Annotated in this window: 13 protein-coding genes; 12 read left to right on the top strand and 1 reads right to left on the bottom strand. The window is 64.7% G+C overall.

The features are described 5' to 3' along the window. The first annotated feature begins 20 nt into the window (after nt 1-20). Nucleotides 21-1,178 carry an ABC transporter substrate-binding protein gene (locus AAFG07_RS26235; protein ID WP_342722723.1) on the top strand — a complete coding sequence of 386 codons (1,158 nt, stop codon included), beginning with the start codon at nt 21-23 and terminating at the stop codon, nt 1,176-1,178. Nucleotides 1,179-1,442: 264 nt separating this feature from the next. Here AAFG07_RS26235 and AAFG07_RS26230 read toward each other — a convergent pair whose 3' ends face one another. Continuing rightward, complete coding sequence (locus AAFG07_RS26230) at nt 1,443-1,949, bottom strand: MarR family transcriptional regulator (RefSeq protein ID WP_342722722.1); 507 nt, start codon at nt 1,947-1,949, stop codon at nt 1,443-1,445. 410 nt (nt 1,950-2,359) lie between these two features. On the opposite strand from AAFG07_RS26230, the gene AAFG07_RS26225 reads away from it, so the two are divergent. From AAFG07_RS26225 to AAFG07_RS26175, 11 genes are all read left to right on the top strand, one after another. Further along, the gene (locus tag AAFG07_RS26225) at nt 2,360-3,148 is read left to right on the top strand and encodes an SDR family oxidoreductase (protein ID WP_342722721.1); all 789 of its coding nucleotides are present in this window, start codon (nt 2,360-2,362) and stop codon (nt 3,146-3,148) included. Between the two features lie 14 nt (nt 3,149-3,162). Continuing rightward, nucleotides 3,163-3,957 carry a MoaF C-terminal domain-containing protein gene (locus AAFG07_RS26220; RefSeq protein WP_342722720.1) on the top strand — a complete coding sequence of 265 codons (795 nt, stop codon included), beginning with the start codon at nt 3,163-3,165 and terminating at the stop codon, nt 3,955-3,957. Nucleotides 3,958-3,973: 16 nt separating this feature from the next. After that, nucleotides 3,974-4,363: a nuclear transport factor 2 family protein gene (locus AAFG07_RS26215; RefSeq protein WP_342722719.1), complete on the top strand. Its 390-nt coding sequence runs from the start codon at nt 3,974-3,976 to the stop codon at nt 4,361-4,363. Between the two features lie 247 nt (nt 4,364-4,610). Further along, on the top strand, nt 4,611-5,876 hold the full coding sequence (locus AAFG07_RS26210; RefSeq protein WP_342722718.1) for an ABC transporter substrate-binding protein: 1,266 nt from the start codon (nt 4,611-4,613) through the stop codon (nt 5,874-5,876). 3 nt (nt 5,877-5,879) lie between these two features. Beyond that, nucleotides 5,880-6,743 carry a branched-chain amino acid ABC transporter permease gene (locus AAFG07_RS26205; RefSeq protein WP_342722717.1) on the top strand — a complete coding sequence of 288 codons (864 nt, stop codon included), beginning with the start codon at nt 5,880-5,882 and terminating at the stop codon, nt 6,741-6,743. Between the two features lie 6 nt (nt 6,744-6,749). Next, entirely contained in the window at nt 6,750-7,781 is a 1,032-nt protein-coding gene (locus AAFG07_RS26200) for a branched-chain amino acid ABC transporter permease (protein WP_342722716.1), read from the top strand. Continuing rightward, entirely contained in the window at nt 7,778-8,497 is a 720-nt protein-coding gene (locus tag AAFG07_RS26195; protein ID WP_342722715.1) for an ATP-binding cassette domain-containing protein, read from the top strand. The genes AAFG07_RS26200 and AAFG07_RS26195 overlap by 4 nt, the downstream gene beginning before the upstream one ends. Then, on the top strand, nt 8,494-9,204 hold the full coding sequence (locus AAFG07_RS26190) for an ATP-binding cassette domain-containing protein (protein WP_342722714.1): 711 nt from the start codon (nt 8,494-8,496) through the stop codon (nt 9,202-9,204). The genes AAFG07_RS26195 and AAFG07_RS26190 overlap by 4 nt, the downstream gene beginning before the upstream one ends. A 134-nt stretch (nt 9,205-9,338) precedes the next feature. Beyond that, the gene (locus AAFG07_RS26185) at nt 9,339-10,295 is read left to right on the top strand and encodes a helix-turn-helix domain-containing protein (protein ID WP_097672572.1); all 957 of its coding nucleotides are present in this window, start codon (nt 9,339-9,341) and stop codon (nt 10,293-10,295) included. Nucleotides 10,296-10,396: 101 nt separating this feature from the next. Continuing rightward, complete coding sequence (locus AAFG07_RS26180) at nt 10,397-11,803, top strand: aldehyde dehydrogenase family protein (protein ID WP_342722713.1); 1,407 nt, start codon at nt 10,397-10,399, stop codon at nt 11,801-11,803. Nucleotides 11,804-11,845: 42 nt separating this feature from the next. Beyond that, nucleotides 11,846-13,450 (top strand): FAD-dependent oxidoreductase, encoded by a 1,605-nt coding sequence (locus AAFG07_RS26175; RefSeq protein WP_342722712.1) that lies wholly within the window; start codon nt 11,846-11,848, stop codon nt 13,448-13,450. The last annotated feature ends 366 nt before the right edge of the window (nt 13,451-13,816 follow it).

The raw sequence follows: 13,816 nt of genomic DNA, 5'->3' as shown, positions 1-13,816 counted from the left end.
AATCAAGAAGGACAGGTGCCATGATCTCGATGAAGACCTTGCTGGCTTCGGCCGCGCTGCTTGTTGCCGTTCCGCAGGTCGGGCAGGCGGAGATCCTCGTCGGATTCGTCACCGGCCTCAGCGGCCCGGTGTCGTCGATCGGGATTCCGAACGCAAAAGGACTGGCGGCCGGTGAAGCCTATATCGGCGAAGTCGGCGGTGAGAAACTCCGCGTCATCCAACTCGACGACGCTTCGGATCCGACGGCATCGGCGCGCAATGCGCGCAAGCTCGTCGAGCAGGAGAAGGTCGACATTCTGATCGGCACGTCGGGCGCGCCGCAGACGCTGGCAATGGCGACGGCCGCAATCGAGATGAAAACGCCGATGATCGCGGTCTCGCCGATCGCGCCGGTGCCGCCGGGCGAGGGCGGGCCCTGGGTCGTGCAGACGCCGCAACCGACGCCGCTTCTGGTTCAGGGCATCGTCGACCACATGAAGGCGCGAGGGTTGAAGACCGTCGCGTTCATCGGCTTCTCGGATGCCTTCGGCGACCTCATGTACGACTCGCTGGCGCAAAGCGCCAAGGCGGCCGACATCAAGGTGATCGCCAACGAGCGATACGCCCGCTCGGATTCGTCGGTGACCGCCCAGGTGCTGCGCGCGCTGGCAGCCCACCCCGACGCCATCATGCTTGGCGGCACGGGAACGCCGGGTGCGTTGCCGGTGATCGCCTTGTCCGAGCGTGGCTACAAGGGACCGCTCTACGGCAACCACGGGCTCATCAGCGCCGACTTCCTGCGGCTGGCCGGCAAGGCCGCCAACGGAATCATCTGCCCGACCGGGCCGGTGACCGCGGCCGAGCAGCTGCCAGCCAGCAATCCGATCCAGAAGGTTGCCCTGGCGTTCCGCGCGGCCTTCGAGAAGGCGAATGGCGAGGCGCCGACCGACTCGTTCTCATCCTATTCCTTCGACGGTTGGCTGGTGTTCGTCGATGCGGCCAAGCGCGCTCTGGCGACCGGCGCCAAGCCGGGCTCGCCGGAATTCCGCACCGCGCTGCGCGAGGCGCTGTTCACCACCAAGGAGCTGGCCGGGACGCAAGGCGTCTACTCCTACACGCCGGCGGATCGCCACGGCGTCGATGCGCGTGCGCGGATCCTGGTTCAGATCGAGGACGGCAAGTACAAGCTGCTGCCCTGATCGAGCGGCGGGATGGCACCGCAGGTTTCACTCCGGCGGTGGTCTGCGATCCCGACGATCATGATCGCTTCACCGATCGCATGAAGGACTCGATCCGCGGCCGCGGGGAGAATGTGCCCCCATGCGAGGTCGAGCAGGCCATCCAATCGCACAGGGCTGTTGCGGCGTGCGCCGCCCGGCATTCTCTTCCCACGCGTCGTCCCTGCTCCCGTGCGCAATTGCGCACTAGGCAGGGACGACACCGAATATGTGGCTCGGGTCAGCTCACGGCTTCTGCATTGCGTCCTTGACGGCGCCCTTGAGCTCGTCGAGCTCGCTGGTCAATCCATCGAGCCGGTCGGCCGGGAATCCTGCCAACAGTTCCGCCAGCCATGAGCCATGGCTCTTGGCCATGCGCCTGAAGGCCTTGCGGCCCTCGACGGTCATGCAAACGATCTGCACGCGCCGATCGAGGTTGGAGGGGGTGCGGGTGATGTAGCCGTCCTCGACCAGACGGTCGACGATGGGTGTGAGGTTTCCAGCGGAGACCATCAGGCGCTTCGGCAGCTCTCCCAGCACCAGTCCACTCGGCTCGCGGTCAAGCTGTGCCAGAACGTCGAAGCGCGGCATCGTGAAATCGAATTCCTCGCGGAACCGGCGCCGCAACTCGCCCTCGATCAGGGTTGTGCAGGCAAGCAGCCGAAGCCAAAGCCGTGTCTGAGCCCGGTACTCGGCCTCCTGATCAACCCCGCTCTTGGGCGAAACAGGTGGGGACTCCTTCGCGACTGCCAAATCAAATCTCCCGCGGCATCCGGTCCCGCTGACGGCGACGACCTCAATGTCACCTACAAGATAGTTCGTGCCAAAAGTAAATTCAAGGTTCGTTCAAGGCGGCGCGAGCCCGCTTGCTGATGTAGCGGAATTTGCAGTGCGTGGCCCGCCGAAAAGCGATCTCCGCGGTTCTTCAAGGGGCGCCTCGGCGGTCCTTTGGTCAGTGGTGATGCTTTATACTTAAAATAAATCAGAGGCCGACGACTTGCGAGCGGAACCGCCGTACGCGCCCACGTCCTAGCATAGCTGCGCTTGAGTCCAAGACGTCCGCGGCCCGGTAGGTCTAACTGACAGCAACGAACGATCGTCGGGTAGCAGTTTGTCGTCCGGCTCGACGACAACGCGGGCGGCATCGGGGGCGAGGCGCATACATGAGATTCAGCGGACGAACTGCCTTGGTCACGGGTGGTGGCACCGGAATAGGAGCGGCCGTCGCACGGCGGCTTGCGTCGGAGGGCGCCAACGTTGCGGTCATGGGCCGGCGGCGGGAGCCGCTGCAGGCGTTGGCTGACGAGACCGGTTGTTTCGTGGTGCAGGCGGACGCGGCCGACAGCGTCGCCGTACGGGCAGCCTTGACGGAGATCCACGGCAAGTTCGGCAGGGTGGATATCCTGATCGCCAATGCCGGCGGTCATGGCGTCGGTCCGACAATCTCGATGACCGACGAGACGTGGTCGCTGGCGACCCGGCTCAACCTCGACACCGCCTTCGTCTGCGCCCGCGAAAGCCTTCCGGATCTGATCGCGCAAAAAGGCACCGTCGTGGTCGTTGCCTCGATCGCCGGCCTGTTCGCGGGCCCCGACGCGGCCGGCTATGTGACGATGAAGCACGCCTGCATCGGCTTCGGCAAATCGCTGGCGCGCGACTACGGCCGCAAGGGCGTGCGAACCAATATCGTGTGTCCCGGCTGGGTTGCGACAGCGATGGCCGACGAGCAGATGCAGGTCATCGTCGAGAAGCACGGGCTGCATTCGATCGAGGAGGCCTACCGGCTGGTCACCAAGGATGTGCCGCTCGGTCGCCCGGCGACATCGGAGGAGGTCGCAAACGTCATCTGCTTCCTCGCCTCGGATGAAGCGTCGGCCATGAATGGTTCGATCCTGACCGTCGATGGCGGGGCGGCCGTGGTCGATTTGCCGACATTGGCATTCGTCGAGTGAGCGGGAGGCAAGAAATGCAGGGCAACGACAGACCCGCTGACTGGAAGAATTTTGATGACTTCGCCGCGGGTATCGCAACCAACCGGCTGCCGATCACGGATGCGCTCGCCGGCCAGCGCCTGAAGATCACGTTGGAGGACGGCCGTGCCATTGATTTGGCTTTTGCTTCAGTCGATCGGCTCGAATGGCGCGAGGGCGACACGACCGGCGCGGACTGGTACGAGGCAATCAGTGTCGCGCCCGACGTCGTCTTCATCAACGTCACCTTTGCCGCGCGTGCGACCGAAGATGAAGCGTTCATCGTCAACACCAGGACCCGCCGCGTGCTGTCGGTCCGCGAGCGTGTCCGCGCCGTGGGCGAAGCTCCCGGCGAACCGCGGGTTGCGCAGGTCTACACGCCCGGTGTCGTCGGCGATCCCGCCATTCCGCCCGCGGGCTTCGAGCCGGCGCCGTCGCGGGACCTGGTCGGGATGACGGCCCATTACGAATACAGCCCGCAGCACCTTTACGAGCATGTCTATCTGAGCTCGCAGCGCTATGCCTGGCAGAACCTGGTCGGGGTTCAGCGCGGTCATGGCGACGTCGACCTGACGACGACCTACAAGTTCGATCATAACCAGTACGTCTTCGGATTCCGCGAGTTCATCATCCCGGTCGCGTCGATCTTCTTCTACAACTGGGATGCCATGCGCTCGACCGGAAAATTCCTCGGCGTGACGAGCGAGGGCCGGGTCGAGAACAAGCCGGCCGGCGCCTTCATCAAGATCAAGTCCAGAACCAGCTACGACCCCGGCAAGGAGCCGGTGTAATCATGGGAGCAGCGACGTGAGCCGGAACTACGACGCGATCGAGGCGCATTACGCCGGATCGGATCGCGGTGATCTCGCTGCCATGATGGCGCCGATCACCGGGGAGACAAGGTGGACCGAGATGGCAGGTTTCCCTTATGCGGGAACCTATGTCGGTACGGACGCCATCATCGCCGGCGTGTTCAAGCGCATTGGCGAGGAGTGGACCGGCTACACGTTCACGCTTGAAAGACTGATCGACGGTGGCACGACGATCGTCGGGATCGGGACCTATTCCGGGCACTACAAGCCGACCGGCAAGGCAATGCGCGCACGTGTCGTGCACGTCTGGGACGTGGACGAGGGGCGGGTGGTGCGCTTCGAGCAGTTCACCGACACAAGGCTCGTCGCCGACGCGATGAGGTAGCGGGGGCGGCCGCGTGCGCCGGGGCTGGGGCATCGGTCACTCGGCGCACGCGGGCTTCGGGCTCACACATTGCTCGTTTGTGTCCTAGGCCGATCGCGTCCGAGTCCAAGACGTGCCGGATCGCGGCTGCCTAGTATCAAGATCAACTCGGCCGAACAACGTGCCGTTATTGCATTGCACGGCGCGCAAGGGGACGCGCGGCGGAACAACGAAACCCACGCGACATCTGGGGTATGGAGGGGAACGCATGATATCGAGACAGACGATCCTGGCTGCCGTCATCGCAATGCTTGCGATCTGCATCGGCAGCGCTGCCTACGCGGCTGATCCAAAGTGCGGTGCCAACACCGGCAAGGCGGCGACCGGCGAGCCGATCGTCGTCGGCGGCATCGTCAGCATCACCGGGCCGGACAATTTCAGCTCGTCGGGGCTGGCCGCGGCGGCCTATTTCAAGTGCTTGAACGCCAATGGTGGCGTGAATGGCCGCCCGGTCAAATATCTGCTCGAGGACGATGCCTGGAACCCGGAGCAGTCGTCGCAGGTCGCGGCGAAGCTGATCCGTGACCAGAAGGCGGTCGCGCTGGTCGGCAACATGAGCTTCGTCGATTGCGGCGCCAATCAGGGGATCTACGAGAAGGAAGACATCATGGTGATCGCCGGCGTCGGGGTGCCGCGCGATTGCTTCTTCCAGAAGAACTATGCGCCGACCAATGCCGGCCCGCGCGTCAGCAACACCAAGGCCGTGATGGATGTCGCGCGGACCTATCCCGGCAAGATCAAGCGTGTGGTCTGCATCGCGCCGAACATTCCCAATGTCGGCGAGTGGTCCTGCACCGGCGCGGTCGCCTGGATCAAGAAGCAGGGCGGTGACGGCAAGATCATCGCGTTCGATCCCGGCTCGCTCGATGCGACCTCGATCGTGCTCGAAGCGATGGCGTTCAAGCCTGACGTGATCAGCGTCGGCACGCCCAAGGGGCTGGCGGTTCCGATCTTCGCTGCGGCGGAAGAGCAGGGGCTCGCCGACAAGGTGCATTTCGCAGGTCCGGCGTCTCTCTACAACCCGGACTTCCCGCACGCGATCGGCAAGTACTGGGACGGCAAGGTCACGGTCGACATGGAGCTGAATGCCGCCAATGCCGGAACGCCGGATACGCTGAACTGGCTCGCGGTGCTGGACAAGTATGGCCAGGCCTCCGATCCCCGAGATACCTTCTCGCAGGCCGGTTACCTCGCCGCACGGGTCACGGCGGAGACCCTGCTGAAGATGGATCCGGCCAAGATCGATCGGGCCTCGGTCACGGCTGCGCTGCGCAACGTCAACCGGTTCGAGAGCGACATGTTCTGCTCGCCCTGGTACATCGGCTCGGGACCGCGGCACAATGCCAACCACGCCGGACCGGTGTCGCAGGTCAAGGAGGGCAAGCTGGTGCCGAAGCCGGTCTGCATCGAGTCGGAAGATCCCGAGCTCGACGACGTGCACGCCTTCGAGAAGACAATCGGGATCGCGAAATAGACGATGCCCGACTTCACGCCCTTTCTCGTTGCGGGCCTCGCGACGGCCGCCACCTACGTGCTCTCCGGTGTCGGCATCGTGGTGCTCTACCGGGCATCCGGCGTGGTCAACTTTGCCCAGGGCGCGGTCGGCGCCCTGGCAGCCTTTATCTCCTGGTCGATCGTCGAGCGCGGCGGTCCGGCCGAATGGTCGTGGATTGGCGGGATCGCCGCTGCGGTCGCGGTGTCATTCCTCTACGGTCGCGTGATCGCACCCCGGCTTGCCTATTCGGATCCGATCATGCGCGCCGTCGCGACGCTCAGCTTCGCACTCATTCTGTTGGGTTTCATGGGATATGTCTGGGGCGAAGCGCCGCGCCGGCTTCGGCTGCCGACCGACACGATGAGCTTCGACCTGATGGGCGTTCGCGTCACGATGACGCGCGCGGTCGCGTTCGCGCTCGGCTTGCTGGTCACCTGCGCGGTGATGGCATTTCTCTCCTATAGCCGCGTCGGCCTTCAGATGCGGGCATTGGCCAGCAGCCGCGACCTCAGCGCGATGCTTGGTGTTCGCGTGTTCCGCGTCGATGGCTGGGCCTGGGTGATCTCAGGCGCGCTGGCCGGCGTCAGCGGTGTGCTGCTCGCCGATCTGCAGCGGCTGAGCGGCCAGGCGCTGACATTCGCCGTCATTCCGGCGATCGCTGCGGCGGTGGTAGGGCGCTTCGCATCGCTACCGGCGACCGTTGCGGGGGGCCTTGCGATCGGCGTCTGCGAAGCGCTGCTGACGCCGGTGCCGATCGTCGGCCCGTTCCGTACCGCGGTGCCGTTTCTGTTTGCGGTCGGCGCGCTGCTGTGGATGCAGCGCAAGGTCGTCTTCGTGTACAGGTGAGCTGACGTGACCGATCAAAGCCTGGAGGGAGTGCCGCCCATTCGCGCCGCCAGATTGCCGCTTCGCGGGATCGCCCTGTGCGTGGCCGCGCTGATCGCCCTGTATGTGATACCGGACGCGCTGAGCAATTATTGGCTGCGCACATTCATCTCCGCCGCGGCGCTGACGATCGCAAGCCTCAGCGTCAGCGTGCTGTTCGCGCAGGTCGGCATGGTGTCGCTGGCGCAGTTCGGCCTGCTAGGCGTCGGCGGCTGGTTCGCGCTGCGCATCTCCCACGGCCTCGGGGTGCCGTTCGAGATCGCGTTGCTCTCCGCGGGCGTCTCGGCGGCGCTGGTCGGACTGATCGTCGGGCTGCCGGCGCTGCGCATGCGCGGGCTCTATCTGGCGATCATCACCTTGATGATGGCCGGCGCGATCCAGGTGCTGATCAGCGCATTCGGCTTTCCGGACGGCGGACCCGGCATCCTCGGCAAGAGCACCGGCGCGCGGCTGATGATGGCGCGCCCGCTCATTGCGCAGAGCGATGAGGCCTATCTGCGTTACGCGATCGTCGTCACCATGCTCTGCTATCTGCTGGTGCTGGTGCATGTTCGCGGGCGGCCGGGCCGCGCCTGGGCCATGATCCGCCGCAGCGAGGTCTGCGCGCTCGCCGGCGGCGTCGACATCGTCGCCTACAAGGTGTGGGCCTTTGCGCTCGCCGGTTTCCTCGCCGGCGTCGCGGGAGCGGTGCTTGCCGGGGGCGTCGGGCAGCTCGACGGCAGCGCGTTTCCGGCGAGCCAGTCGATCATGCTGTTTGCACTGACGATCGTGGGCGGCGCGTATTCCTGGTTCGGCCCGATTATCGCCGGGCTGATGTTGCGCGCCTTTCCGGCGCTGCTTAACGATTTCCGCGTCGACGGCAATATCGCAACCATGGTGTTCGGCATTGGGCTGCTGCACGCCTTGATCACCGCGCCGCACGGCATCGCCGGCCAACTGTCTGACCTGGTCGGGCGCCTGCGCCGGGCCCTGTGTGGCGAACGAAAGGCCGGTCCATGATCGAGATCGACGATCTGACGGTGCAGTTCGGCGGCGTGCGTGGCTTGAGCGAGCTGACGGCACGTCTGCCCGAGCCGGTCACCGGTCTGGTCGGGCCTAACGGCGCGGGCAAGACGACGCTGATCAATGTCCTGTCCGGATTTGTGCGCCCAACCACGGGGCATGTCAGCATCGACGGCCAGGACCTGAGGAACATCGCGATTCACAAGCGGGCCGCGTTCGGGATTCGCCGCACGTTTCAGAATGAGCAGGTTGTCGAGAATCTGACCGCGGCCGACAACATCAATGCCATTCTCGACAATGTGCCGACCGATGGGCAGCCGCGCGCTGCACTGATTGCGCAGGCGCTGGAGTTCGTCGGCCTTGCTGCCAAGGGCAACGTGCTCGGCCGCGACCTCAACGCCTATCAGCGGCGGATGCTGGAGATCGCTCGCGCCATGGTCGGCCGCCCGCGGCTGATCATGATGGACGAACCGGGCGCGGGTCTCGCCCAGCATGAGAGTGAGCATCTGCGCGACGTCATCAGGCAGCTTCACGGCCATTGCGGGGCGCAGGTATTGCTGGTCGACCACGACGTCGACCTGATCTCGGCGACCTGCACGGCAACGCTGGTGCTCGATTTCGGCTCCGCGATCGCCTATGGGGCGACGGCAAGCGTGCTGGCCGAGCCGAAGGTGCGTGCGGCCTATCTCGGTGTGTTGGAGGATGCGACGTGAGCGCCGGCCTTACAGTGCGGGGTCTCGATCTCTCCCGCAACGGCAAAGCGATCCTGCACGGCATTGATCTCGCCCTCGCGCCCGGACGGATCACTGCGCTGCTGGGCGCGAATGGCGCCGGCAAGAGCAGTCTCGTGCTGGCGATCGCCGGCGTCCTGCCTGCGACCTCGGGCGCCATCAATCTCGACGGACACTCGATCATGGGCTTGCGGCCGGAGACCATTCGCGCGAGCGGGCTGGCCGCCGTCCCTGAAGGACACCAGGTCCTGAACGAGCTGAGTGTCGAGGACAATCTCAAGGTCGCCGGCAGCCATCTGTCGCGCGCCGAATTGAGATCGGCGATCGATGTTGCGCTCGGCACGTTCCCCGAATTGCGTGAACGCCTTCAGGCCAGGTCGGGCAATTTGTCCGGGGGACAGCAGCAGATGGTGGCGCTCGCGCAGGCGATCATTGCCAAGCCACGCTATTTGCTCGCCGACGAGTTGTCGTTCGGTCTCGCCCCCGTTGTCGTTGCTCGCCTGGTGCCGGTGTTGCAGGACCTGGCCGCGCAAGGGGTCGGCGTGCTGCTGATCGAGCAGTTCACGCACATCGCCCTGAAGATCGCCCATGCGGTCTACGTGATGGAACGCGGCAAGATCTGCTTTTCCGGTGAGCCGCGAGAATTGATCGACAATCCCGCCATCCTGCACAGCGCCTATCTCGCATAAGCACATCGTCGTTGCGACCGCTGGTCGCGGTGCCGTGCCCGCATCTCCGTGCCGGAAAGGCGTTGACACGGCAAAGGAGGTGCTTAACATGTTATCAAAAGCGCCGCCCGACGGCGTTTCCCAGGGAGGAGCGCATGCAGCTCCAGGAGTTTAGCAGCTGGACTCCCGAAGTCTGGGGACAGCCGCCTTTGGAGGAATGGAGGGACAAGCTCCGGTCCGTGTGCGGACGGTTCAATCCGTTCGGCCAGGAGGAGCGCGGCTTCGTCAATGGCGGCGTTGTGCTGCGCGATGCCGCAGGCATGGAGATCGTCCAGGTCGCAACCGACGTCGACGTGGTTCGCCGCGCAGAGCGCGATATTCGCCAGGACTATGGCGAGCACTTCTTCCTGCTGGTTCAGTTGCAGGGGGTGTGCGGGGTCGAGCAGCAAGGGCATCAGAGCATCATCTCGCCCGGCGACTGCATTCTGGTCGATTCCTCGCTGCCGTCGAACTTCTTCTTCAACGGCCAGTTCAGCAATCACTTGTCGGTGCATCTGCCGCGGCAATTGTTGCTGTCAGAGAAGCCGAACGACTTCGAGGTGTCACGACGGCTCGGAGCCGAGGACCCGATGTCGACGATGCTGCGGGCGCTGGTTGCCAAGATGTTGCAGCTGCCGTCGAGCCACAAGCGGTCCGGCGAGTTGCGGCAATTGCTGCTGCAGGCGACCCGGCAGGCGTTCGCCGCGGATTCGCCGGACACCCCGCTCTGTCCGAAGGAGCGGGCGTCCGGCCGGCTCGAATTCGCGCGGGCCCTGGTCGATCGCCATCTCACGGCGGAGTGGCTGACGGCGCAATGGCTCGCCAATCGTCTCGGCGTCTCGATGCGCACGTTGCAGGAAGATTTCAGCGCGGTCGGAACCACGGTCACCAGCTTCATCCGGGATCGCAGGCTGCGGCTGGCCAAGGATCGCCTGCTGGAACGGCAGCGCGGCTCTGACGGCGGCACCATCGCCGAGATCGCTTATTCGTCCGGCTTCAACGACATTTCCTATTTCAACCGTTGCTTCAAGCGGGCCTTCGACTGCTCGCCGACCGACGTCACGCGCCGATAGCCTGCTGCGCTCCCGTCCAAGCGAAACCGCGCTCCTTTCCAAGACATTGGCCGTGCGATGGCTTTTGCTGAAGCAAGTCGTTGTCGTGAGGAGAAGATTGCATGCAGCGCTGGAGCTTGCTTATCGACGGGCGCCGGATCGAGACAGATCGTTTCCAGGACGTCCTCAACCCGTCGACCGGCGCCGTGGTCGGCGGAATGCCGCTCGCGACGGCGTCCGATCTCGACGCCGCGGTTGCGGCCGCCTCCAGGGCGTTTGAAATCTGGAAGGACCGGCCCGATAGCGAGCGTGCCGATGCCTGTCGCGCGATCGCCGATACGATCGAGCAGCATGCCGAGGAACTTGCGCGGCTCCTGACGCTCGAGCAGGGCAAGCCGCTGAACGGGTTAGGTTCGCGTTTCGAGATCGGTGGCGCCGTGGCCTGGACACGCCATACCAGCGGTTTGTCGCTGCCGGTGGAAGTCCTGCAGGACGGTGCCGAAGGACGGGTCGAGCTACATCGCAAGCCGATCGGGGTCGTCGGCTCGATCACGCCGTGGAACTGGCCGGTCATGATCGCGTGCTGGCATATCATCCCGGCGATCCGCGCAGGCAACGCCGTGATCATCAAGCCGTCGCCATTGACGCCGTTGAGCACGATCCGTCTGGTCGAGCTGATCAATGAGAAACTGCCTCCGGGCGTGGTGAATGTCGTCACCGGCGACAACGAGATCGGCAGCCTGATGTCGGCGCATCCCGGAATCGGCAAGGTGACGTTTACGGGATCGACCGCGACCGGCCGCAAGATCATGCAGAATGCGGCGGGCAGCTTGAAGCGCCTGACGCTCGAGCTCGGTGGCAACGACGCCGGGATCGTGCTGCCGGATGCCGACCCGAAGAAGATCGTCGAGGGCCTGTTCTGGGGCGCATTCATCAATGGCGGTCAGACCTGTGCGGCGCTGAAGCGGCTCTATGTCCACGACAGCCTGTATGACGAGCTTTGCCGCGAGCTCGCGGCCTATGCGAAGCAGATCGTCGTCGGCGACGGTCTCTCCGAGACCTCGACGCTTGGTCCGGTGCAGAATCGCCGGCAGTTCGAGATCGTCTCGGCCCTCGTCGAAGAGGCGCGCAAGAAGGGCGGTCGGGTGCTGGTCGGCGGCGATCCGCCCGGCGGCCCTGGTTACTTCTATCCTGTGACGCTGGTTGCCGACGTCGATCACGGCTGCAGGCTGGTGGACGAGGAGCAGTTCGGCCCGGCTCTGCCGATCATCCGCTATTCCGACGTCGAGGACGCGATTGCCAAGGCCAATGCGAGCGCGCTGGGGCTCGGCGGCTCGGTCTGGGGAACCGACCTCGCGCGTGCGAAGGCGGTCGCGCAACGCATCGAATCCGGATCGGTCTGGATCAACAAGCACGGCGCCATTCAGCCGAACGCGCCGTTCGGCGGCGTGAAGCAGTCAGGCTTCGGCGTGGAATTCGGGGTCGATGGGCTGAAGGAGTTCACCACCGTCCAGACCGTGTTTGTTTAGCCGGGGGAGCAGGTCGGAATCGGCCGCGTCGCAGGGAGTGATATGCAGGAGTTTGACTATATCGTCGCCGGCGGCGGCTCCGCTGGCTGCGTGCTGGCGTCCCGCCTGTCTGAAGATCCGCGCAATCGTGTCTTGCTGATCGAGAGCGGACAGCGCGACACCGACCGGTTCATCCACATCCCTGCGACCTTCTTCAAGGTGCTCGAGAAGGGACGCGACGCCTGGGTCTATGCGTCCGAGCCCGAGAAGGGCCTGAACGGGCGCCCGTCGATCGTACCCCAGGGGCACGTCCTGGGCGGCGGCAGTTCGGTCAACGCGATGGTCTACATCCGGGGATCGCGGCGGGATTACGATACATGGTCGCAGATGGGTTGCCGCGGCTGGAGCTACGATGAGGTGCTTCCGGTCTTCCGCGATCTTGAAGCCAACCAGCGGCTGTCCGGCGAATATCATGGCACGATCGGCAAGCTCAATGTCTCCGATCGTGCCTACGGCCATCCATTGTCCTGGGCATTTATCCGCGCCGCGCAGGAGGCGGGCATCCCCTACAACGAGGACTTCAACGGCGCGCGCCAGGAGGGCGTCGGCTTCTACCAGACGACGACGAGCCGTGGACGCCGCCGCAGCGCCGCCGAAGCCTTCCTGCGCGAGGCAGAGCGACGTGCGAACCTGACCATCAGGACCGCGACGCGTGTCCACAAGGTGGTGTTCGAAGGCAAGCGCGCGAGCGGTGTGCTGCTCGAGGACGGTTCGACCGTCAAGGCGCGGCGCGAAGTGATCCTGACTGCCGGCGCACTGGCGACGCCGAAAATCTTGCAGCTGTCGGGGATCGGACCTGCTGCCCATCTGCGCGAACATGGAATCGAGATCGTTTCCGATCTGCCCGGGGTCGGCGAGAATTACCAGGATCATCTCGAAGCGACCGTTCAGTGCGAGACCAGGGATCCGATCTCGATCTTCGGCGAAGACAAGGGCGTTCGGGCCGCATCGCACATGATGCAGTACCTTCTGACCAAGACCGGGTTGCTGACATCAACGGTCGTGGAGTCCGGCGGTTTTGCCGATACCGCCAGGACCGGCGAGCCGGACATCCAGTTTCACGTCTTGCCGACGTTCAACGGCTTTGCGGATCGGCCGTCCGAGCCCGGACATGGCATCTCGATCGGCCCCTGTGTGCTGCGCCCGCAGTCCCGTGGAACTGTTCGCCTGAGATCGCCGAATCCGGCCGACCCGGCGCTGTTCGTCGCCAATTCGCTTGCAGAGCGAGCGGATGTCGACATCCTCGTGCGAGGCGTCCAGCTTGCCATTCGCATTTCCGAGGCGCCTTCGCTGGCGCGTCTGATCAAGCGGCGCGCTCTGCCAAAGCCCGGCGTGGAGAGCGACGTCGATGCGCTCGCCGACTATGTCCGCGCGATCTCGAAGACCGTGTTTCATCCCTCCGGAACGGCAAAGATGGGGCCCTCCGGCGACCCGATGGCGGTTGTCTCGGAACAACTGCTGGTGCGTGGCGTCGAAGGCCTTCGGATTGCCGACGCCTCAATCATGCCGCGGCTCGTCTCCGGAAATACCAACGCACCGACGATGATGATCGGGGAGCGGGCAGCTCGCTTCATCTTGGGAGCGGCGGAATTGGTAAGCGCCTCCTGAGACAGTTGGGGCCCGTGTCACCGAGCGCGAGGACGAATACGCCGCGGTCGAAGCAGGTGTCGGCGCATCCGCGCGGGCAGCCCGGAGCTGTCCGGCGCGGCCTCGATCTCGACCGCGCCGAGCAGGTCGAGGACAGAGCGCAGTCTGCTTCCGGGACAGCATCATTGGACATACTCTGGGCGCCGCTTTCTGTGCGCTACGCGTGCACTGGCAGGTCAAAACGGGTACAAGCGTGCGCAAATTCGGCCTAGTTTGAAGCGCACATGTTTATGGGCGTCCCTTTGAATTCCAAGGTAACTACTTGAAACCGCGAGACTATCTCTTTTCCGTTGCGCCCATGATGGATTGGAGCGAGAGTTCAATTTT

This window comes from Bradyrhizobium sp. B097, from assembly GCF_038957035.1.
Taxonomy (GTDB): domain Bacteria; phylum Pseudomonadota; class Alphaproteobacteria; order Rhizobiales; family Xanthobacteraceae; genus Bradyrhizobium.
This window is presented reverse-complemented; position numbering and strand designations above follow the sequence as displayed.